15 protein-coding genes are annotated in these 19,604 nt (G+C 69.9%); 10 read left to right on the top strand and 5 right to left on the bottom strand.

All coding sequences use genetic code 11. The features are described 5' to 3' along the window. The first annotated feature begins 34 nt into the window (after positions 1-34). Genes AB0M95_RS37550 through AB0M95_RS37525 form a run of 6 tightly spaced genes read left to right on the top strand, consistent with a single transcriptional unit; the run spans position 35 to position 12,463 of the window. Positions 35-7,549 (top strand): amino acid adenylation domain-containing protein, encoded by a 7,515-nt coding sequence (locus AB0M95_RS37550; RefSeq protein ID WP_363775454.1) that lies wholly within the window; start codon positions 35-37, stop codon positions 7,547-7,549. Further along, the gene (locus AB0M95_RS37545; protein ID WP_358526190.1) at positions 7,546-8,586 is read left to right on the top strand and encodes a pyridoxal-phosphate dependent enzyme; all 1,041 of its coding nucleotides are present in this window, start codon (positions 7,546-7,548) and stop codon (positions 8,584-8,586) included. The genes AB0M95_RS37550 and AB0M95_RS37545 overlap by 4 nt, the downstream gene beginning before the upstream one ends. After that, positions 8,583-9,605, top strand: coding sequence for a hypothetical protein (locus AB0M95_RS37540; protein WP_358526188.1), 1,023 nt, complete (start codon positions 8,583-8,585; stop codon positions 9,603-9,605). The genes AB0M95_RS37545 and AB0M95_RS37540 overlap by 4 nt, the downstream gene beginning before the upstream one ends. Before the next feature lie 23 nt (positions 9,606-9,628). Beyond that, entirely contained in the window at positions 9,629-10,396 is a 768-nt protein-coding gene (locus AB0M95_RS37535) for a hypothetical protein (RefSeq protein WP_358526186.1), read from the top strand. Then, entirely contained in the window at positions 10,393-11,499 is a 1,107-nt protein-coding gene (locus tag AB0M95_RS37530) for a thiamine pyrophosphate-dependent enzyme (RefSeq protein ID WP_363775450.1), read from the top strand. Before AB0M95_RS37535 ends, AB0M95_RS37530 begins: the two co-directional genes overlap by 4 nt. Further along, complete coding sequence (locus AB0M95_RS37525; RefSeq protein ID WP_358526182.1) at positions 11,492-12,463, top strand: alpha-ketoacid dehydrogenase subunit beta; 972 nt, start codon at positions 11,492-11,494, stop codon at positions 12,461-12,463. The genes AB0M95_RS37530 and AB0M95_RS37525 overlap by 8 nt, the downstream gene beginning before the upstream one ends. 16 nt (positions 12,464-12,479) lie before the next feature. Here AB0M95_RS37525 and AB0M95_RS37520 read toward each other — a convergent pair whose 3' ends face one another. Continuing rightward, a complete protein-coding gene (locus tag AB0M95_RS37520) occupies positions 12,480-13,157 on the bottom strand; it encodes a pentapeptide repeat-containing protein (RefSeq protein ID WP_358526180.1) in 678 nt (225 codons plus the stop codon). 104 nt (positions 13,158-13,261) lie between these two features. Here AB0M95_RS37520 and AB0M95_RS37515 point away from each other — a divergent pair, with 104 nt between their 5' ends. After that, the gene (locus AB0M95_RS37515) at positions 13,262-14,257 is read left to right on the top strand and encodes a TauD/TfdA family dioxygenase (RefSeq protein WP_358526179.1); all 996 of its coding nucleotides are present in this window, start codon (positions 13,262-13,264) and stop codon (positions 14,255-14,257) included. Between the two features lie 44 nt (positions 14,258-14,301). Here AB0M95_RS37515 and AB0M95_RS37510 read toward each other — a convergent pair whose 3' ends face one another. Then, on the bottom strand, positions 14,302-15,264 hold the full coding sequence (locus AB0M95_RS37510; protein ID WP_358526177.1) for a phosphotransferase: 963 nt from the start codon (positions 15,262-15,264) through the stop codon (positions 14,302-14,304). A gap of 102 nt (positions 15,265-15,366) precedes the next feature. Next, entirely contained in the window at positions 15,367-15,585 is a 219-nt protein-coding gene (locus tag AB0M95_RS37505) for a hypothetical protein (protein WP_358526175.1), read from the bottom strand. A 746-nt stretch (positions 15,586-16,331) separates the two neighbouring features. Between AB0M95_RS37505 and AB0M95_RS37500 the strand changes: the two genes are divergently transcribed. Then, a complete protein-coding gene (locus AB0M95_RS37500; RefSeq protein WP_358526174.1) occupies positions 16,332-17,174 on the top strand; it encodes a phosphotransferase in 843 nt (280 codons plus the stop codon). A 41-nt stretch (positions 17,175-17,215) separates the two neighbouring features. Here the strand turns inward: AB0M95_RS37500 and AB0M95_RS37495 are convergent, their stop codons facing one another. Next, positions 17,216-17,665: an ATP-binding protein gene (locus tag AB0M95_RS37495; RefSeq protein ID WP_358526172.1), complete on the bottom strand. Its 450-nt coding sequence runs from the start codon at positions 17,663-17,665 to the stop codon at positions 17,216-17,218. 222 nt (positions 17,666-17,887) lie between these two features. Here AB0M95_RS37495 and AB0M95_RS37490 point away from each other — a divergent pair, with 222 nt between their 5' ends. Next, on the top strand, positions 17,888-18,751 hold the full coding sequence (locus AB0M95_RS37490) for a helix-turn-helix transcriptional regulator (protein ID WP_358526170.1): 864 nt from the start codon (positions 17,888-17,890) through the stop codon (positions 18,749-18,751). A 1-nt stretch (position 18,752) separates the two neighbouring features. Next, positions 18,753-19,238, top strand: coding sequence for a DUF397 domain-containing protein (locus AB0M95_RS37485; RefSeq protein ID WP_358526169.1), 486 nt, complete (start codon positions 18,753-18,755; stop codon positions 19,236-19,238). A gap of 79 nt (positions 19,239-19,317) precedes the next feature. On the opposite strand, the gene AB0M95_RS37480 is transcribed toward AB0M95_RS37485, so the two are convergent. Next, positions 19,318-19,470 (bottom strand): hypothetical protein, encoded by a 153-nt coding sequence (locus tag AB0M95_RS37480; protein WP_358526168.1) that lies wholly within the window; start codon positions 19,468-19,470, stop codon positions 19,318-19,320. Positions 19,471-19,604: the final 134 nt, after the last annotated feature.

Genomic DNA, 19,604 nt, shown 5'->3' with positions numbered 1-19,604 from the left:
TCTCTTCCCGTCACCTCCTCAGATGGGTATTCCCGTGACCAGTACCGCGCCCCACACGCCCACGCCCGCTGCTCCGGTTGTCCTGACGGAGGCCGAGGCGGTCTTATGGCGCTACCAGCAGCTACATCCCCTCACCTGCGCCTACAACATCTGCGCGGCCGTGGAGATCGAAGGCCGTCTCGACGCCGAACTGCTCCAGACCGCAGTCGCTGCGGTGATCGCCCGGCACCGCACCCTCCACTCGACCGTCGTCGAGGCGGGTGAACGGCTCGCCTGGCACCGAGCGAGCGTTGAGCCGCGCTGGCGAACCGTCCCCGTCACCGCACAAGATGTGCGGGAGTGGGCCAAAGGCCCGGGTGCCTCCTGGGTGCGGGCCGAGGCCCGCCGCCCGTTCCTGCCCGGCGAGGTGCTGCACCGCCTGGTGCTGTGGAGCCTCCAGCAGGCCGGGGCGCTGCTGCAGATCACCCTCCACCACTGCGCCTGCGACGGGCTGGGCCTGCGTCTCCTCGTCGATGAGATGATCGCCACCTACCGGGAACTCGCCGACGGAATTGCCGCGAAACCGGCCGAGCGTGAGGTGCTGCCTTACCAGCCTCTGGTCAGCCCGGTCGAGGCAGCCGCGTTCTTCGCCCCCCGCCTGGAACTGGCGGAATCCAAGGCGCTGCTGCCCCGCGGCCGCAACCGGGCGCGTGCGGCTGACGACGCCGGAGTGCTTGTGCGGCGAGTCCTGAAGGTCACCGTCAACGACGTCGCCGCGCGCGCCCGAGAGACCAGGGTGAGCCCGTTCGCGGTGGTGATGGCTGGCCTCGGGGTGGCGCTGGCCCGGTTCAGCGGCGAGCGGGACCTGGCGGTGCGGGTGCCGTTCAGCCACCGCCCGCCGGCCGAGGACACCGAGGCCAGCTACCGGGTCCGTGCCCTGCCGGTGAGGCTGTCGGTCACCCGCGGCGACACGGTCGCAGGCCTGCTGACCGACGCCGGCGGCGAACTGCTCCAAGCGGCGGTGCACGCGGACTGGGGTGAGACCGACGCCCCCTTCGCCGCCACAGTCACGCCGGGCGGCACCTCGGTGACCGTCGTCAATCAAATGCACCCGACCGGTCTGCTCACCCACTTCCGGCCCCCTTTTCTCCAGGCCGACGGACTGCGCTGGCGGCCCTACCTGGTGGCCAACGGTACGGCCAAGTTCGACCTGAGCATCCATGTCGCCGCCCACGAAGGGCGCCTGGCGTTGGCCTTCGAGTATCGCGCGAACACCGTGGATCGCACCGAACGCGAATGGTTCGCCGACCTCGTCGCCGCCATGGTGACCGACGCCGCCACCGCCGACCTCGACCAGACAGCCGCAATGCTGGGCCGCAGTGCCAGCAGCAGGGGAAAGGCCTGTGGACGACAGCTGCGGCAACGCGATGGCCGGGTCGAGGACCCCTTCTTCGCCTGCGCCGCCAGGGAGCCCAGCCGCATCGCCGTCATCGACCACACCCCCACCGGCGCCAACGCCGTGACCTACGCACAGCTCGCGGCCGCGAGCCTGGCGGTGGCCGAGCACCTCACCGGTCTGGGTGCCGGTGCCGGCCTTGCGGTCGCCGTGCGTCTGCCCCGCGGAGGTACGCTGATCGCCGCCGTCCATGGCGTGCTGCGCGCTGGCAGCGTGCTGTTGCTTCTCGACCCGGACCTGCCCCCGGCCCGCGCCGAGTTCATGCTCGCCGACAGCCGCGCCCATCTGATCATCGAACCCGGCCCGGCCGAAAGCCCCGACACCCTCCGGGTGCTGGACCAAACATTGCAGGTCACCGTGCTGACCGATCGTCCGGAGCCCGTTCCGCTGACTCGCGACGGCGCGGCGGCCGATGCGGCGTACGTGATGTACACCTCAGGCTCGACCGGCCGCCCCAAGGGCGTCGCGGTCTCCCACCCCGGCATCATCAACCGGCTGGCGTGGATGCAGCGCGCCCACCCGATCGGCCCAGGCAACGTGGTGCTGGCCAAGACCCCGCTCAGCTTCGACGTCTGCCTGTGGGAGCTGCTGTGGCCGCCGATGACCGGCGCGACGCTGGTCACTGCACAGCACGGCCGACACGCGGATCCGGCGTACCTGTGCGATGTGCTCGACCGCTACGCCGTGGACACGGTCCACTTCGTGCCCGCCATGCTCGCCGCCTTCCTCGACACCGCGGCCGGGCGCCGCTTGCCCGCGCTGAAACGGGTCTTCACGAGCGGCGAGCGCCTGCCGCTAACGCTGGCCCGCCGCGCGCACGCCCAGCTCGGGGCCGGGCTGCACAACCTTTACGGGCCGACGGAGGCGTCGATCGATGTCACCTGCTTCACCTACTGGCCCGGCGACGGGAGGGCGTTCGTGCCGATCGGCCGCCCGGTCGACAACACTACGGTGCGCATCTGCGACGAGGACGGCCGTGAAGTCTCCCTCGGGGCGCCCGGTGAGCTGGTCATCGAGGGCGTACAGGTGGCCCTGGGCTACGTGGGCGACGGCACGCAGGACGAGGGCCGGTTCGGGGTGAACCCAGACAGTGGGCATCGCATCTACCGCACCGGTGACCTGGTGCGGTGGCGCTCCGGCGGGGTGCTGGAGTTCCTCGGCCGGGCCGACGACCAGGTGAAGATCAACGGACAGCGGGTGGAGCTGGAGGAGATCGACGCGATCTTGGCCGGTCACCCGGACCTGGCTGCCGCAGCCGCCTACTGCGGCGAGGAGGCGGGACCGCGCCGCCTGCGGGCGTTCGTCGTACCTCGCGATGGAGCAGAGCTCACGGCGGCGGACCTGCGCGGCCACGTCGCCCACCATCTTGCGGCCGCCCTCATTCCGTCGGTGTTCACGGTGGTGGAGGCGCTGCCGTACTCGGAGAGCGGCAAGCTGGACCGCACCCAGCTCAGCAGGCTGCCCGGCCGCGACCTACCCGCCGCCACCGGCCGCACCGTGACGGGCGAGGCCGCAGAGCTTTTGGCGTCGGCGGTCCGCGACGTGCTGGGCGAGGCAGAGGTCCCGGCGGACGTCGATCTGTTCCACCTGGGCCTGGACTCCATCACTGCGCTGCGCCTGGTCGGGGTGCTACGCCGCCGCGGCGCGGTGTTGGAGGTCGCCGACGTATTCGAGGCCCGGACCCTGGCAGCGCTGGCCGCCCGGCTGCGGCCCGCGCCCACCTGGGAGCCAGATGCTTCCGCGCAGGTGGAATCGGCCGCGCCGGCCGGGTCGGTGGTGTGGAACGGGCACCGGGTCATGGCGCGGTTCCCGTTGTCCCAGGCGCAGCTGGGCCTCGTCTATCACCGGCAGGCCAGTGACGACTATCTGACCTACCTCACCTCCTATGAGCTCGACGGTCCGGTTGATCCAGCTCTGCTGCGCCAAGCCCTGACCGTCGTGGCCGGCTGGCACGAGTTTCTCCGCTCCGCCCTAGACCTGAGCGACCCGTCCGGGCCGCAGCAGCTCGTCCTTCAGCCCGTGGAGCTGAAGCTGATCGAGCACGACCTTGGTGCACTGGGCGAGACACAGCAGCGCACGGCGTGGGAGCGGTGGGTGGCGAAGATCCGCACACGCCCCTTCGCCTGGGACACCCCGCCCCTGTTCGCCTTCCACCTGCACCGCTTCACACCCAGCCAGGCGGTGTTCTCCATCGTCGAGCCCTTCCTGGACGGCTGGAGCGTGGCCGTGCTCGGCCGGGACATTCTCGACACCTACGAAACGTTCGCCGCCGCCCGCGCCGGTACGCCGCCGCCCGCGACCGTCCAGCTCCTGGACAGCCGACCCGCGCTGTCGTACGGGAGGTTCGTGGCGCTGGAGGCCGCGGCTGCGGCCGACCAGGAGGCGCTCGACCACTGGCGGACCCTGCTGGAGGAGCAGGAGACGGTGTGGCGCTTGGCACTGGCACCCGGTAGCGAGGAGGAGCCGACGACTTGGCACCGGTGGGACCACTACTTCGACGAGGCGAACCTGTCCGGACTCCGCGCGGCGGCGGGCCGACTGGGGGCGTCGCTGCGCACGCTGATGTGGGCGGTTCACATGCGCACCGTGGCTCTGTTCACCGGCAGCGCCCGCAGCGGGTCGGTGGTAATGGTCAACGGCCGGCTGGAAGATTCGGGCGCGGAGGACATGGTCGGGCTGTTCCTGAACATGCTGCCCGCCGCAGTCGAGATCGGTCCCGATACGACTTGGCGGGACCTGGTGGGCCAGGTGGTGGCTGCCGAGCGGTCCTCGTGGCGCTACCGCCGCACCCCCTACGCGCGACTGCGCTCGCTGGTGCCGGGCTTTGAGCCGAGCTGCGTGTTCAACTACACCGAATTCCACCGCTACCGCGACCTGTTCGACGACCCCGGCCGGGCGCTGCGGCTGCGTCAGGTCACGGCGCTGGACCAGACGTATCTGGACCTGACGGTGCAGTGCTCGCTGGATCCGGCCGGCCGCCGCCTGCGGCTGTCGGTCGACCACCGGTCCCCGGCCGTCACCGTGGCGGATGCGCGACGCTTCCTGGACTGCCTGGTGCACGCCGCCCGCGCCGCGGCCCGGGACGTCGACGCACCCGTCGAGTCCGACCGGCTGCCCGTAGCGGAACTTGCGCGGCTGGACGAGGTTGGCCGGGGGCCGGTACGCACCTGGCCCGAGGAGCTGTCCCTCGCCCGCGTAGTCGACGAGCACGCCGCAGACCGCCCAGGCGCGGTGGCCATCGAGGACGGCTCCGAGTCCTACACCTATGCCGAACTGGCCGCGCTCAGTCGCCACTACGCCCACAACATCAGGAAGCACGCCGACGAGGCGCATCCGGTAGTGGGGGTGATGGCGTCCCGGTCTGCCCGTTACTGGGCTGCGGTGCTGGGCATCTGGCGGGCTGGCGGCACCTACGTGGCCCTGGCGCCTGACCTTCCGGCCGAGCGGCTATCCCACATGACCGACCAGGCCGGGCTGCGGCTGGTCTACCTCGACCCCCGCGACACCAGCATCGATACCACGCTGCTGCCCGAGGGGGTGAGGCGACTGTCTCTGGAGGCGCTGCCCGCCGAGCCGGTGCCGGAGCTCGGGCAGCAGCAGCTGGCCGAGGCCGCTTACGTGCTGTTCACCTCCGGCTCCACCGGCCACCCCAAGGGCGCGCGGGTCGGACCGGCGGCGATGGTCAACCACTGGTGGGCCAAAACCGACTTGCTCGGCCTGGACCAGACCTGCGTAGTGGGCCAGTCAGCGCCCGCGTCGTTTGACGTGTCGATCTGGCAGTTCGCCGCGACGTGGATGCGTGGCGGCCGTGTCGTCGTCCTCGACGACACCCTCCTGCTGAACCCGGCCCGCCTGTTTGATGCGCTCGACGAGCGCGGCGTGCGGCTTTTCGAGACCGTGCCGAGCCACCTGGCCGCACTCCTCGACGCCATCGAGTGCGGCGCCGTGCGGCCCTGGCCCCGTCCCCGCGGCGAACTCACCTGGCTGATGGTGACCGGCGAGGCCGTCTCGGCCGAGGTGTGCCGCCGCTGGCTCCGCGCGGGCGGCGCACCGATCATCAACGCCTACGGGCCCACCGAATGCGCAGACGACATCACCCACCAGGTGATCGACGACCCTGGTATCACCGGCGCGGTGCCCATCGGCCGACCGATCCCGAACATCGTCTGCCGGGTCACCGACGAGCAGGGGCAGCCAGTGCCACTCGGCGTCGAGGGCGAACTCCGCGTCACCGGCTCCTGCCTCGGGCTCGGCTACCTCGAACCCGGCGACGAGCCCGGCCGGTTCCTGCGCGACCAGCAACACCAGGTCGTCGCCTACCGCACTGGTGACCGCGTTCGGTTCACCGAGAACGGTGAACTGCTGTGGCTGGGACGCATGGACGCAGAGGTGAAGGTCCGCGGCCGCCGGATCGAACTCGGCGACATCGAGACCCACCTGCGCACGCACCCAGCGGTCAAGGAGACCGCCGCCACCGTCCTGCGCGAGCGCGGCGGACGCCTGCGCGCCGTCGTCGTCCCCCGCGCCAGACACGCCGTGGATGGCCCCGAGCTGCGGGCCTACCTTGCGGCGCACGTGCCCGCGTGGATGCTGCCCGATGAGATCACCCTCGCCGAGCAGATGCCGCTGACCGCGCACGGCAAGCTTGACCGCAACGCCCTGGCCACCGCACACTTCACCCCCGCCCTCACGGCTGCGCCGCCACCCGGCGGGAAGGGAACGCACCGCCGCGTCGCGGTGATCTGCGCCGAGGAATGGGCGCAGATCACCGGGCGCACACCGACTCCGGACAGTGACTTCTTCGCCGAAGGCGGCTCGTCCCTGGACAGCGTCCGCCTCACCGCCCGCATCAGCGCCCGCCTCGGCCGTACGGTCACCGTGGCCGACCTGCTCCACACCCCGCGGTTCGCCGACCTCATCGCCCACCTCGCCCCGCCCGACAACGGCCCCACTCTCGCCGTTGGGCGGATGCCGGCGGCGGTCGCCGGGGTCGTCACCGCCGCTCTGGACGATCCCGACAAGCTCCTGGAACTCGTGCCCGGCGGATGCCTGGATGGGGCCGCGGTCGGCTACCTCACCCCCGCAGCGCTCGCCCGCGCCGGCCACCAGGCTCAAGACGTCCTGGATCGCCTCGGCGGGGCGCCCGTACTGCGCCGCGTCGTGTGCACACCGCTCGGCATGGTCGGCCACTACCTGCTGCCCCTCGTCGGCGACGACATCTTTACCGCTCCCGACCGACTGGCCGGCCTCATCGCCCAGGCCGCCGAACACGCACATCGCTACGGTGCGGCGCGCACCGTGCTGACTGGGCTCATCCCCGCAGCCAGCAAGTACGGCACCGCTCTGCCGCCGCTCGCGACTGAGGTGACGACCGGACACGACGTGACCACGGCCGCCGTTGTCCTCAACCTCGCACGCGCCCTGCGCACCATTGGCACCGATATGAGGAGGCGGCATGTAGCCGTCATCGGCCTAGGTTCGATCGGCCGCGCCGCCACCGAGCTGCTGCTCACCGTCCTCGGCCATCCGGCCTGCCTGACCCTCGTGGAGTCTCCAACCGCAGAACACCGCCTTCACGCCACCGTGCAAGCCGTACGGGGCGCGGGGTACGGCGGGCCGCTCACGGCGGTGACCGCCTCGCCGGAGGAGGTAACGGGTCAGGTGGCCAGCGCGGGCGTGATAGTGGGTGCGGCCAACGCCACCGGACTCCTGGAGGTCGAACATCTCGCCCCCGGCACGATCGTCATCGACGACTCCGCCCCTCACCTGTTCGACACCACCGCCGCCATCGCCCGTGCCCGGACCGCAGAGCTGTACATCAGCGAGGGCGGCGTCCTTGAGTGGCCCGAGCCTGTTCGCGAGGTCCGCTGGCTGCCGACCGACCCGCTCCTCGCCGACGTGCTCACCTCGCTGCGCGGATACCGGCCCACTCCGCACGCAGTGATGGGCTGCCTGACCGCCGCACTGCCCGCCCTGAACGGCCACATGCCGCCGGTGCTCGGCGAACCGGCCCCCGCCCAGACGACCGCGGTCTACCAGCACCTGGTGCAGGCCGGATTCGACGGGGCGCCGATGATGCTGGACGACACCGTCCTGACGGGAGGGCTGGCATGACACCAGCACCCCTACCCGCCCACACCCACGACGCACTGGCCGCTCCAGCGGCCAGTGCGGTAAGACTGCTGCACCTGCCGGTCGCGGGCCAGACGGTGCGGCTGCGGCTGTACCTGGAGGGCGAGAACCGCTACGGGTCGGTCAAGGCCCGCACCGCCCACGCCCTGCTCGGCGCGCTGGAGGAGGCAGGCCGCCTGTGCCTGGGCGGGCAGGTCATCGAATCCACCTCCGGGAACCTCGGCATCGCCCTGGCCGGGCTGTGCGCCGAGCGCGGCTACCGCTGCACCCTCGTCGTCGACGACACCACCCCTGCGTTCAGCCTGAGCCGCATGGCCGACCTGGGCGCCGAACTGATCCACGTGAAGGCCCCGGATGCCGCGCACGCGGTCACCGCCCGCATCCAGACCGTCCGCGAGTTCCTGGCAACCAACCCCTGGGCGGTATGGACCGACCAGTACAACAACCCGGCGGGGCCCGCCGTGCACGCCCACACCACCGGCCCGGCCTTCCTCCACCACGGCCAGCTGGCCCACCCAGACGCAGTGGTCGCGCCCGTGTCCACCGGCGGGACCCTGGCCGGCGTCGCCGCCTACGCCCGCGCACACGCGCCCGAGGTGCTGGTCTGGGCCGTGGACGCCGTCGGGTCCGCCGCCACCGGCCGCAAGGCCGCCCCCAGGCCGGGCAAACTGCCTGGCTTCGGCTCCGGACTGCGCTCCACCTTCCTCACCCCGCGGCACTACGACCACCTCGCGTACGTGACCGACTCCGACGCCGCGCTGGCCTGCCGGATCATCCACGACTGCACGGGGATTGCGCTCGGCGGATCAGCCGGCGCGGCCGTCCTCGCCGCCGTGGCCGCAGCCGCCCGCAGCCGGCGTGTCAGGGACATCGCGTGCCTATGCCCGGACGGCGGCGACCGCTACCAGGCCACGATCTACGCTCCCGGGCCGCCGCGCCTCACCCCCTGCGACCCGGTGACTGTGCCTGCCTTGGCCGCCCTGCACCGTCTCTACCCGGAGAGGGAATCCGACCGATGACGACCCCCGACACCCTGCTGTACCTCGACGCCGCACACGTTACCGAGCTGTGCCTTCGGATCGACCCACTCGAGGCGGTCACCAACGCCTTTCTCGCCGTGCGCGCCGGCCAGGCCGGGATCACCCCGGAGGCCGCGCTGCGTTGGACGGCGAGCGACGGCACCGCCGCCCGCAGCCTCACGCTCCCGGCCTGGCACACCAGCACCTACGGCTGCAAAGTCATCAACGCGTGCATCGGCAACCCCGACCGCGGCTTGCCCCGCGCCCACGGCCTGATCATCCTGGCCCACCCCGATACGGCAGTCCCCGTCTGCATCATGGAGGGCGCCCACCTCAGCGCGCTGCGTACCGCGGCCGTCTCCCTTGTCGCGCTTCGCGCCGTCCGTGACCTGTCCACGGTGCGGCACGTGGGCCTGCTCGGCGGCGGTCGCCAGGCACGCACGCACCTGGAACTGCTCGCCCCCCGGACCGGGCTTGAAACGGTCACTGTCTACGACGCCGACCCGGCGCGCGGGCAAGAGTTCTCCCGGTACGCCAGCCGGCTCCTGCCCGGCGCCCAGATCGTGGTCGCCGACCGGGCGGAGATGGCCGTGCGCGCCGGTGAGGTCGTCATCGCCGCCACCACGACCACCAGCGGATACGTGCAGATCATGTGGCTGGCCGAGGGCGCGGTGTTCATCAACGTCTCCCTCGACGACGCCACCGAGGCCCTGTTGCTCGGGTGCGACCACCTGATCGTCGACGACTGGACGCTGGTCGCCGAGGACACCACCCGGCTGCTCGGGCGTCTCGCCCACGCTGGCCGTGTCACCGGCCCCGGCCACACCCCGCCCCCAGGCGGACGGCAGGCGGACACCGATATCGGCACGCTCCTCGACAGCGCCTACCTGCGGCCGATCGGCCCCAGGGACCGGATCGTGATCAACCCGTTCGGGATGGGTGTCCACGACATCGCGCTGGCCGCCCGCGTCCATGCCACCGCCCTCGCCTGCGGCGCCGGCACCCGCTTGCCTCGCTGACGCACGTGAAGGAGCTGTTTGTCATGGATCTGCTCGCCACCGCGCTGGACGGCTTCGCCGTCCTGGCCCAGAACATCACCGACCTCGCCGACGGCACGCTGCGCGCCTACACCGTCAACGGCTGGCCCTCCCCGAGCTTCTCACCCGTCATCCACCTCGCCTCCCATACGCCCGGGCACCGTGAATTCGCCACCGCCCGCGCCTTCTGGGACCAGCAGTGGGCCGACGCCACGCCGACGGCCTGCCTGCTCGTCCCGGTCACCACCATGCCCGCCCCCGTCGAACTGCCCAGCGGCTGGCACGCCGACGAGCATCCCCTCCACGTGATCGTGGAGGAGTCCGGACCCGTCGAGGTCACCCCGGACGACGCCTCCACCCTGTGTGTCACCCCCCTTGGCGACAGCGAAGCCGAAGAGAAGTTCCTCCACCTGGTCACCGCCTGCTTCCCCGACACGTGCACCGCACCCGAGAAGGTCCTCACCCAGCTCCAGGAGGCCGATGCGCACACCGAGCTGATCACCCTCCACCGCGGCACCCCTGGCGAGCCGGCCGCCGCCTCAGCGCTCACCGTCAAGAACCAGACCGCCTTCCAGACCTGGGGAGCGGTCCCCGAGCCGTATCGGGGGCTGCGCCTGTCCCGGGTGCTGCAGCAGGCCGCGCTCCGCCGCGCTTACGAACTCGGCGCGGCCGCCAGCGTCACCGTCACCCGCAACCCCAGGGTCATCGGCACCCACCGCCCGCGCCTGGACCTTCGGATTTACCGCAACACTCCCAGTGGGGAGTACCGGTGACCGCCGACACCCTCCCCACGACCGCACCGTTCACCGGCCTGCTGCCCGCGCAACTGCGCCAGGTCCTGTCCGACCGGCCCGCTCCCGGCTCGACCATCAGCCTCGGCCGCCTACCCGACGGGGAGGAACTGCTGCGCCTGTACCGGATGATGGTGGTCGGCCGGGCGGTTGAGGACGCCGCGACAGCCATGGCCAAGCAGGGCCTGATGGCCGTCTACCCCGCCGCCCGCGGCCAGGAAGCCTGCCAGATCGGCGCCGCCGCCGCGCTCAGGCGCTCGGACTGGCTGTTCCCGACCTACCGCGACTCCATCGCGGTCATCAGCCGCGGGGCCGACCCAGCCGACGTCCTCGGCGGTCCGCTCGGCCGCCGTCACCTCGGCTACGACCCCTACGAGCAGCGCACCGCCCCGCTGTGCACGCCTCTTGCCACCCACGCACCGCACGCGGTCGGTTTCGCACACGCTGCCCGCCACCACGGCGATGGCACCATCGCACTGGTCCTGCTGGGTGAGGGGGCCACCAGCGAAGGCGACTTCCACGCTGCCTGCACCTTCGCCGCCGCCCACCAGGCCCCCGTCGTCTTCCTGGTACAGAACAACGGCTACGCGATCAGCACCCCTGCCCACCTGCAGAGCGCGGCCCCGAGCTTCGCGCACAAGGGCATCGGCTATGGCATCCCGGCCGAGCGCGTCGACGGCAACGACGTGCTCGCCGTCTTGATGACCACGCGCGCCGCAGTCGAACGGGCCCGCGCCGGGGCCGGGCCGGCACTCGTCGAAGCCGTCACCTACCGAATCGGCCCGCACACCAACTCCGACGACTCCACCCGCTACCGCACTGCGGCCGAAGCCGACCCCTGGAAGCAGAAGGACCCCCTCGATCGGTACGCCGCCTACCTCCACGACCACGGCCTGCTCACACCGGCGACCACTCAGGACGCCGCCTGCACGGCAGAAGCAGAGGTCCGCAAACTCCGGCTCCACGCTCAGGAGACCTTCGTGCCGGACCCCGCCGAGATCACCGCCCACGTCTACACGCAACCGCCCGGCCACCTGCTCGCCCAGACCGCGCGCCTGGCCCTGGAGGAAGACAGCGATGGCTAGCCTCGCCGGCGCACTGAACCAGGCGCTGCGGGACGCGATGGCCGACGACGGCCGCGTCATCACCTTCGGCCTCGACGTCGGTACGAACGGCGGGGTCTTCCGCGTCACCGACGGCCTGGCCGCCACCTTCGGACCCAAGCGGTGTTTCGACACCCCGCTGTCGGAGTCCGGCATCGTCGGCTGCGCGGTAGGCATGGCGATGAACGGCCTCCTGCCCGTGGTGGAGATCCAGTTCGACGCGTTCGCCTACCCCGCCTTCGAGCAGATCACGAGCCACGTCGCCAAGATGCGCAACCGCACGAGCGGCCGCGTCACCCTACCCCTGGTCATCCGCATCCCCTACGGCGGTGGCATCGGAGCGGTTGAGCACCACAGCGACTCCTCCGAGGCGTACTACACCCACACACCGGGCCTGACCGTCGCCACGCCCTCCACCGTCGCCGACGCCTACTCGCTGCTGCGTGAGGCCATCGACCACCCCGACCCCGTGATCTTCCTCGAACCCAAGCGCCTGTACTGGCACAAGGACGACACCCCCCTGCCGCGGCGCACCGGCCCCTTCGGGCAGGCCGCCATCCGCCGCCCTGGCCGCACCGCCACGCTTATCGCCTACGGCCCCACCGTCAACGTCGCCCTCCAAGCCGCCGCCCAAGGCACAGCGGCCGGCTGGGACCTGGAGGTCATCGACCTGCGCACCCTCGTCCCCCTCGACGAGCACACCCTAACGGGCAGCATTCACCGGACCGGACGGGCGGTGGTCGTCCACGAGGCGCCCGGCTTCGGAGGCTACGGCGCCGAACTCGCCGCACGACTCACCGAAGCCTGCTTCTACCACCTCCAAGCGCCGATCGGACGCGTCACGGGCCTGGACGCCCCCTACCCCCCGCCCCTGCTGGAGGAGTACCACCTGCCCAACGTCAACCGCGTGCTCCACGCGGTGCACTCCTTGCTGCAGTACGCATGATCACCAGCGGCAGGTCTCAGCGGTCCTTGACGATGACACCAAGCGCCTGGGCGAACAGCGGCGCCAGGTCCAGCAGCTGCCCGTGGTCAATGGTGGCGCCCTTGAGCGCCTCGATCCCTTCGGCGATCCCCAGCGCCGCAGCGCCCCGCAGGTCCACCTTCTTCAACTGGGCCTTGCTCAGCCGCACCCCCTCCAGGGTCGAGCCGGGAAAGGTCACGTCCGTGAGCCTGGCGCCGCCGAAGTCAACCCCCCGCAGCAGGCAGCCCACGAACTGCACCTCCTGCAGGGTGGCGGTGCGCCAGTTGACCGAGTCGAACTTGCAGTCGAAGAACCTCACCCGGCGCAGCTCCGCGCTGAACGCCGCCACCCCGGCCAGTGCGCCCGAGACGACCTCGGCATCCAGCCAGCTCGTCTCGGCCAGGTCGGTGCCCACCCAGCGCACGGTGTGGAGCCACACGTCATGGAACCGGGCGCGCTGCATCCGACCCCCGGTGAACGTCACCGACGAGAACACAGACTCGGTGAACCCTGCGTTGCCGGCCTCAGCGTCCTCAAAGACCGTCCCGTCGGCGTGGACGGTGTTGTAATCGCCCTCTTGCTCCAGGTCGCCGCGCAGCGGCTCCAGGTAGCTGGCGTAGGGCAGATCGGCGAGTTCGCGGGGCGTGGCGGACGACACGGCAGACCTCACAGACATCGGAAGAGGACATACGGCACCGGTCCGGGCCCGGCGATGGCCTTGCTCGCCGAGCCACAGTAGGAGACCCGACTCTATCGGCGCACCCACCAGCGGGAGAGACAATGAGCCAAGACCACGCCACCAGGATCGCCCTCGCCGGCCCGTCCCTGCACCAGCAGGGGACCGGCCCCTGGCAGCCCGCGACCGTGACCGTGAAGACCGAGCACCAGCCCGTTGACGTGCTCGACTGGACCCGCGCGCATCTGCGTACCGCGCGCTGCCTGCTCACCGACTATGGAGCCTTCCGGCTCCGCGGCACTGTCACCACCACCCAGACCTTCGGCCAGACCGTCGCGCTCATCGCCGACGCCCCGCTGCTGGAATACCTCAACCGCTCCACCCCTCGCAGCCGCATCAAGGGCAAGGTGTTCACTTCCACCGAGTATCGGAGCGACCAAGCCATCCACATGCACAGCGAACAGTCATACGCCGCCACCTGGCCAGCCGTGCTCGGCTTCTGGTGCATCACCCCGGCCACCAGCCGCGGCGAGACCCCGCTCGCCTCCACCGCCGACGTCCTCGACCGCCTCCCCGCCGACCTCGTCTCTCGCTTCCAGGCCCACGGCGTCCGCTACGACCGCTGGTACCGGCCCGGCCTCGACGTTCCCTGGACCGACACCTTCCAGACCGAACACCGGGCCAAGGTCGACCGCCTATGCGCCGAGACCGGTATCACCACCGAGTGGCACGACGACGGCACCGTCCTGCACACCGTCCACACCGCCCAGGCCACCCACGCACACCCCGGCACCGGACGGAAAGTCTGGCTCAACCAGGCGAACCTCTTCCATCCCGCAGCCTTACCGGACGACATCGCCGCCGCAGTCCGGGATCTCCCCGAAGACCACCTGCCACGCAATGCCTGCTTCGGCGACGGAACCGCCATCCCCCACAGCGATATCACCACCATAAACGACACCTTCACCGCGTGCAGCTGGGCCGAACCCTGGCAGCAGGGCGACCTGCTGCTCGTCGACAACACTGCCGTCGCACACGGCCGCCGCCCCTACCAGGGGCAGCGCCAGGTGCTCGTCGCCATGGCAGGGACGGCTCAATGAGGACCGCTGCTCCGCCAACTTCTGTCACCCGGCATGCCGGTGGTTCAGCGAGGTCGGGTAAGCCTCTGGCGGATCAAAGCCACGGCCTGGGCAAACAACGCATGGTCCGGCGGGCGGGTCAGCAGATCCGCGAGCGCGAACAGGTCGAGGGCCTTGCTGATCTCCGGCCACCCCTCCGGCAGCACCCCACCGGCCTTCTCGTACGCCCTAGGAAACTGCTCGGCAAAGCCAGGCGGCAGGTCCCGCGGAAAGCGCAGCATGTTGCCCAGATCGAACAGGCCAGAACCCGAGAACGCGTACTCCCAGTCCAAAACCGCCGACACCTGCCACCCCCCGCGCTCGCCTGGGCGCATGATCAGGTTCTTGGGGTTGAAGTCGGAGTGCACCAACTGATCCGCATCCCCCACCGCGGCCACCAGCGGTGCGCTCGCTGCCGCGAGCGCGATCAGAGCCCGCTTCTCCACAGCGGCGAGCGCAGCATCGGCATGCCCCCTGGCCAAGCTGGCCTCAACGAAGGCCACCAGATCGTCATGGTGATCCGGCGGCGCGGCGTCCGGCCGCAGGGCACCGTCGGAGAAAAAGCCCGGCCGACCGAACCGTACGGAATGAACCGTGGCCAGGATCCCGGCCACGGCCTCGGCCAATTGCGGGCCTTCCTCTTCCCCGGCCCCGGCGAACACCGCCGTCAGCGGCACCCCAGAGACGAACCGCGTCAGCATGAACGGCTCACCCAGCAGCTCCCCGCTGCCGTCGGCGTAGACCACCTCCGGAACCGGAATCCGGTCCGCGACCAGTTGCATCAACGCCGCCTCGACGGCGCACGTATTCCTGCGGGGATAGCGCCGCAGCACGAACGATTTCCCCTGGTCAGTTCGCAACAGCACGTTGTCGCTGCTGAAACCCCCAGACAGTCGGCGCTCGCCGACGACCTGCTCACCGCGAAGCACACAGCGACTCAGAACCGCCAGAGCCTTGCGGCCCACCAAAGTGCCAGGGTCATCAGACATGGGCGCCAGCTTGCCTCACAATACCTACAGCCTCAAACAACACGCGGGACGGCCTGACGCGGCCGCGCAGGACGTGGGGAGATCACCAGGCTGCCGCGCGATCTATGAGCGCGCGAACTGCTGCCGGTACGACGCCCAGCACCGAGCGGCCTCGGCGAGCTTGTTCGCCCGTGGGTCAGATTTGTCGCGGGCGACCGAGGTCCAGAAGCTGACCTGCGTCGCGGCGAAGGAATCCAAGGCGTCATGGGATGCAGTGTCCCAGGACGGTGCGCGTGCGGCGGCGCGCTCGGCGTCGGCCGGGTCGTGGCCGGCCTGGATCAACCAGACAAGCCAGCACGCAGGGGTCGATCCACGCCGCTCCCCGAGGGGGGCAGCTCCAGCCGACCAGGTGCGCCGTCTTCCCGTCGACCAAGACGTTCGCGGGGTTCCAATCGGTGTGCACCTTGAGTGCAGAGCTGCTAGAAGGCGAGGTTTCTTCAGGATGGCTCGTTTGCTGTTACTGGCCGTGTTGGCGTTCCTGGCGCTGGTTCTGCTGCTGGGGCGGCGGTTGAAGTTGACCCAAAGCCTGGGTGCCCTGGGTTTGCTGACGGCGTGGCTGGAGGCGTTGCTCCGGATGCCGCTAGCGGTTCCTGCGCACGCTCGCCGCGAGGCAACCTTCCCTCTGCCCATCACCTGCTGCACCTCCTGGCCACGAAAGCATGGATATGTCGGTGAGGTTCGAGGGCCAGACATTCGTGAGGGGCGGAGCCAGTTCGGCCGGCGGCGGCTCGGTGTCGACGCGATTCGGAGCGGGCCAGTCCGTTCCTTCCCGGCGATTCATAGGATCGCCACGAGGACAGGGGCAGGTCCTGACCCTGCCGGTCACAGGCGGCCGGGATATCCGGGGCCGGTGGCCTGTGCCGACCGTGGCTCTCGATCTCACCGACATCTCGACGCGGGAAGATCAACATGTGGCTCTAACAACCGTCGACGTCTGGCTCCCGTTCACCTACAGAGCCACAAGCACCGGTGTAGCATCGGCGCTTCGCGGTCACGACCAGCAAAGGTAACGCGAACAGGAGAAGCCCGTGACCGGTCCATCGACCACCCACGCACTCGACATCGGTCCCGACACGGTGACCAAACGCTACCCATCTTGGGAACACCAGCAGCCGCAGCGCGAATGGCGCGCCCTGGAGCTGCTGACTGTGCACGCGCCAGGCCTGGCGCCCGCACCTGTGCGCGCCGGACTGGACGCGGTTCCGCCCACGATCATGATGTCCCGCCTGACCGGCGTGCCGCTGGGCCTCACCGCCGTAACGACCGACCAGCTGGAGGCCATGGTCATCGCCATCACTACGGTGCAGGAGACGATCCCGACGCATGTCGTGCGCGAGCTGCCGCCGCGGCTGGGCGCCCCCGCTGCGATGCTCCAGCAGGTGCGCGCGCAGTACAGCCGGCGGCCGGACCTCGGCGGTGACCCGCTGGTGGTCAAAGCCTTCGACGCCGGAGCCGACTGGCTATTCGCCCCGGAGATCGAATCGCTCCTCACAAGCCGATCGCGGCCCGTGTTCGGCTCCGGCGACGGCAACCTCGGCAACTTCCTGTGGGGCACAGACCTGTGGGGCACAGACGGCCGTGTGCACCTCGTCGACTTCGAATACTCCGGCCGCAGCGACCGCTGCCATGAGCTCGCGGAGATCGCCGAGCACATCACCCTGTGGGCGACACAAGCCCTCGACCCTGAGACGCTGCTGGCGCGCTTCGATCTGACCGCAGATGAGAACCCTCGCCTGCGGCAACTTCGCCGCCTGATGGCGTGCCTTTGGTTTTTGCGGCTACTCCCCGGCGGTTCGGCTCACTTTCGCAATCCAGTCGGAACTCTGCAACGCCAAGCCGAGCGGTTCCTGATTCTCCTGCAGGACGGATAGGGGCAGGCAGATCGGGAAGTGGTCTCGCGCAGTGCGGGGCGTCAGACGGCGGCCGGGCAATCCAGCGGATCGACTTCTGCCCAGATCACTTTGCCGTCGGTGAGAACGTTGACGCCCAGCCGATCAGCGTGGCAGGCGGTGATGTACAGGCCGCGCCCGTTTTCGGCGTCGAAGTCCGGCAGGTCGTCGGGCACCTTCGGGATCGCGGGCACGACGGGGGAGTGGTCACGCACATCGATTCGGACATGGGTCGAATAGCAGCTCAGCGTGAGACAGAAGTACCGGTCGGGAGTGTGCTTGGCGTTGCTGCACAACTCAGTGATGGTCGACAGGCAGGCATCGGTTACGCCGGTCATCTGCCAGCGTCTCAGCCACATGTCCGCCGCATACCGGATCACCTGGAGGGCGGCCGGGGCCGGGGTGAGGGTCTGCGCCCAGGAGAAGCGTCCGAGGGCTGCCTGGCACTGATCCGCTGTCCAGATAGCGTTCACTGCTCCTCCACACGGCACATAGGCGGGGGACGCCGCGTGCGTATTGGGGCCGATGAGGCTGGTGTGCTTCACAGCACATGCTCGCCCTACTATGGCATCTCGTCAAGCACATGCCTGGCAAATTGCCAAACTCGTGCATGGGATACTTCGAATGCGTACACGTACCATGTCACCGGCACTGCGGAAACACGCCCGTGCGGGCGGTCATGAGGGGAGCACGCAATGGCAGTCCCCAGTAGCCCGCTCACGGCGCGGCGCAAGCTCGGCGCGGAACTCCGCCGGCTCCGCGACCTGGCCGGTCTGACTGCTGACCAGGTCGGCGAGCAGATCGGTTGTCACGGCTCCAAGGTCAGCCGTATCGAGACCGCGAAACGCACCTGCACCCTTTCCGACTTCCGCCGGCTCATGGAGCTGTACGGAGTCGACGACGAGCGCAGAGCGGAGCTGGAAGAACTCTGCAAGCACGGTCGCCAGAAGACCCCTCCGTGGTGGCACGCCTACGGCGACGTGATCAGCGCCAACTACGCCGAATTCCTTGCCTACGAGGCCGATGCCGTCGAAAGCCGGGAGTACCAGACCGTGTTCTTGCCGGGGCTCCTGCAGACGGAGGATTACGCACGTGCCGTAACCGCGGTGGGATTCGCTGCCCTGGGCCCCGACCAGGTCGACAGCCTCGTCGAGGTGCGCATGGCGCGCCAGCGGCGCCTGCAGGAGGAAGACCCCCTGTCCATCACCGCGGTGGTGACCCAGGCAGCCATTCGATTCCGGGTGGGCGGTGCCGACGTGCAGCACGCCCAGCTGGAGCATCTGATCGCCATCTCCGCGCTCGACAACGTCTGCCTGCGCGTGATCCCATTCGAGCAGGGAGAGAACGGCACCTACACCGGGGCATTCACCATCTTCTCCTTCCCCGACGAGACCGACTCCGATGTCGGTTTCGCCGAGTCGGTCGCCGGCAGCACCTTCATGGATGACCCCCGTGACCTACGCCGCCTGAACCGGCTATTCGCCAACCTCTCGCGGGCCGCGCTGAGCGCGGAAGATAGTCTGAAGCTGATCGAAGACGCCAAGAAAGAGGTCGCCTGACATGGTCAACCCGGCCGACCTGCACGCCGCCAACATCGATAACCTGGTCTGGCGCAAGAGCAGCTTTACCGCCAACAACGGGCAGTGCGTCGAAGTCGCCGACATCCCCGGCCTCGCCGCCGTGGCCATTCGCGACTCGAAAAACACCGGCCTTCCCGCTGCGCGGGTCTCCGTATCCGCATGGTCGGCCTTCCTCTGCGCGCTCACTACGGAGAAACTCTCCGCTCATCACGCAGACCCCGCCCTGGACGGTCGCGCGCTTCCGTCGAAGACGCAGCCGCCGGAGAAAGCCGCGCTGTATGCGGTGGATCTTTCCGACGTCACCTGGCTGGCCGCTCCGGGAAGCAGCCCCGAAGATCGCATCGAAATCTCCTACTTCGCCCTTGGAGCCGTAGCCCTGCGCGATCCCGCACACGCTGACCTGCGCTACACCGAAAGGGAGTGGGACGCGTTCCGGCGGGGCGTTCTCGCCGGCGAGTTCGCCTGATCATCTAACAACTTCGTGCGCAATAGGGATCGGGACGGCCCCGGCTGAGGTTACCGGGCGATGTGTTGGTGATCGTCTGTTACCGGGGGGCGGGGAGCTTGGCCACGTCGAAGTGCTGCCAGGTCGGGGCGGTGGTTTCGAAGGTGGCCTGTCCTTCGTCGATGCCGAGCTGGTAGATGTCCAGCACCCGTCCGGCGTCCTCTTCGGTCATGGCCCGGACGCGCATACTCATGCCGGGCCGGTGGCGGTCGTCGTCTCGGAGGTGAGAAGTTCGGCGATCAGCGCGCCGACGCGGGCCTCGATCTGGTCGCGGATCGGCCGTACGGCGTCGATGCCTTGTCCGGCCGGGTCGTCCAGCTGCCAGTC

This window comes from Sphaerisporangium sp. NPDC051017 (assembly GCF_040683095.1).
In the GTDB taxonomy this organism is placed as follows: Bacteria; Actinomycetota; Actinomycetes; order Streptosporangiales; family Streptosporangiaceae; genus Sphaerisporangium.
The sequence above is the reverse complement of the archived record's forward strand: the minus strand, read 5'-3'. Positions and strand labels throughout refer to the sequence as shown.

Bases quoted from the DNA above. Each gene is read 5' to 3' on its own strand.
- AB0M95_RS37515 (WP_358526179.1), top strand. From the start codon at position 13,262: ATGAGCCAAGACCACGCCACCAGGATCGCCCTCGCCGGCCCGTCCCTG.
- AB0M95_RS37510 (WP_358526177.1), bottom strand. From the start codon at position 15,264: ATGTCTGATGACCCTGGCACTTTGGTGGGCCGCAAGGCTCTGGCGGTT.
- AB0M95_RS37535 (WP_358526186.1), top strand. From the start codon at position 9,629: ATGGATCTGCTCGCCACCGCGCTGGACGGCTTCGCCGTCCTGGCCCAG.
- AB0M95_RS37490 (WP_358526170.1), top strand. From the start codon at position 17,888: ATGGCAGTCCCCAGTAGCCCGCTCACGGCGCGGCGCAAGCTCGGCGCG.
- AB0M95_RS37480 (WP_358526168.1), bottom strand. From the start codon at position 19,470: ATGAGTATGCGCGTCCGGGCCATGACCGAAGAGGACGCCGGACGGGTG.
- AB0M95_RS37525 (WP_358526182.1), top strand. From the start codon at position 11,492: ATGGCTAGCCTCGCCGGCGCACTGAACCAGGCGCTGCGGGACGCGATG.
- AB0M95_RS37520 (WP_358526180.1), bottom strand. From the start codon at position 13,157: ATGTCTGTGAGGTCTGCCGTGTCGTCCGCCACGCCCCGCGAACTCGCC.
- AB0M95_RS37485 (WP_358526169.1), top strand. From the start codon at position 18,753: ATGGTCAACCCGGCCGACCTGCACGCCGCCAACATCGATAACCTGGTC.
- AB0M95_RS37545 (WP_358526190.1), top strand. From the start codon at position 7,546: ATGACACCAGCACCCCTACCCGCCCACACCCACGACGCACTGGCCGCT.
- AB0M95_RS37540 (WP_358526188.1), top strand. From the start codon at position 8,583: ATGACGACCCCCGACACCCTGCTGTACCTCGACGCCGCACACGTTACC.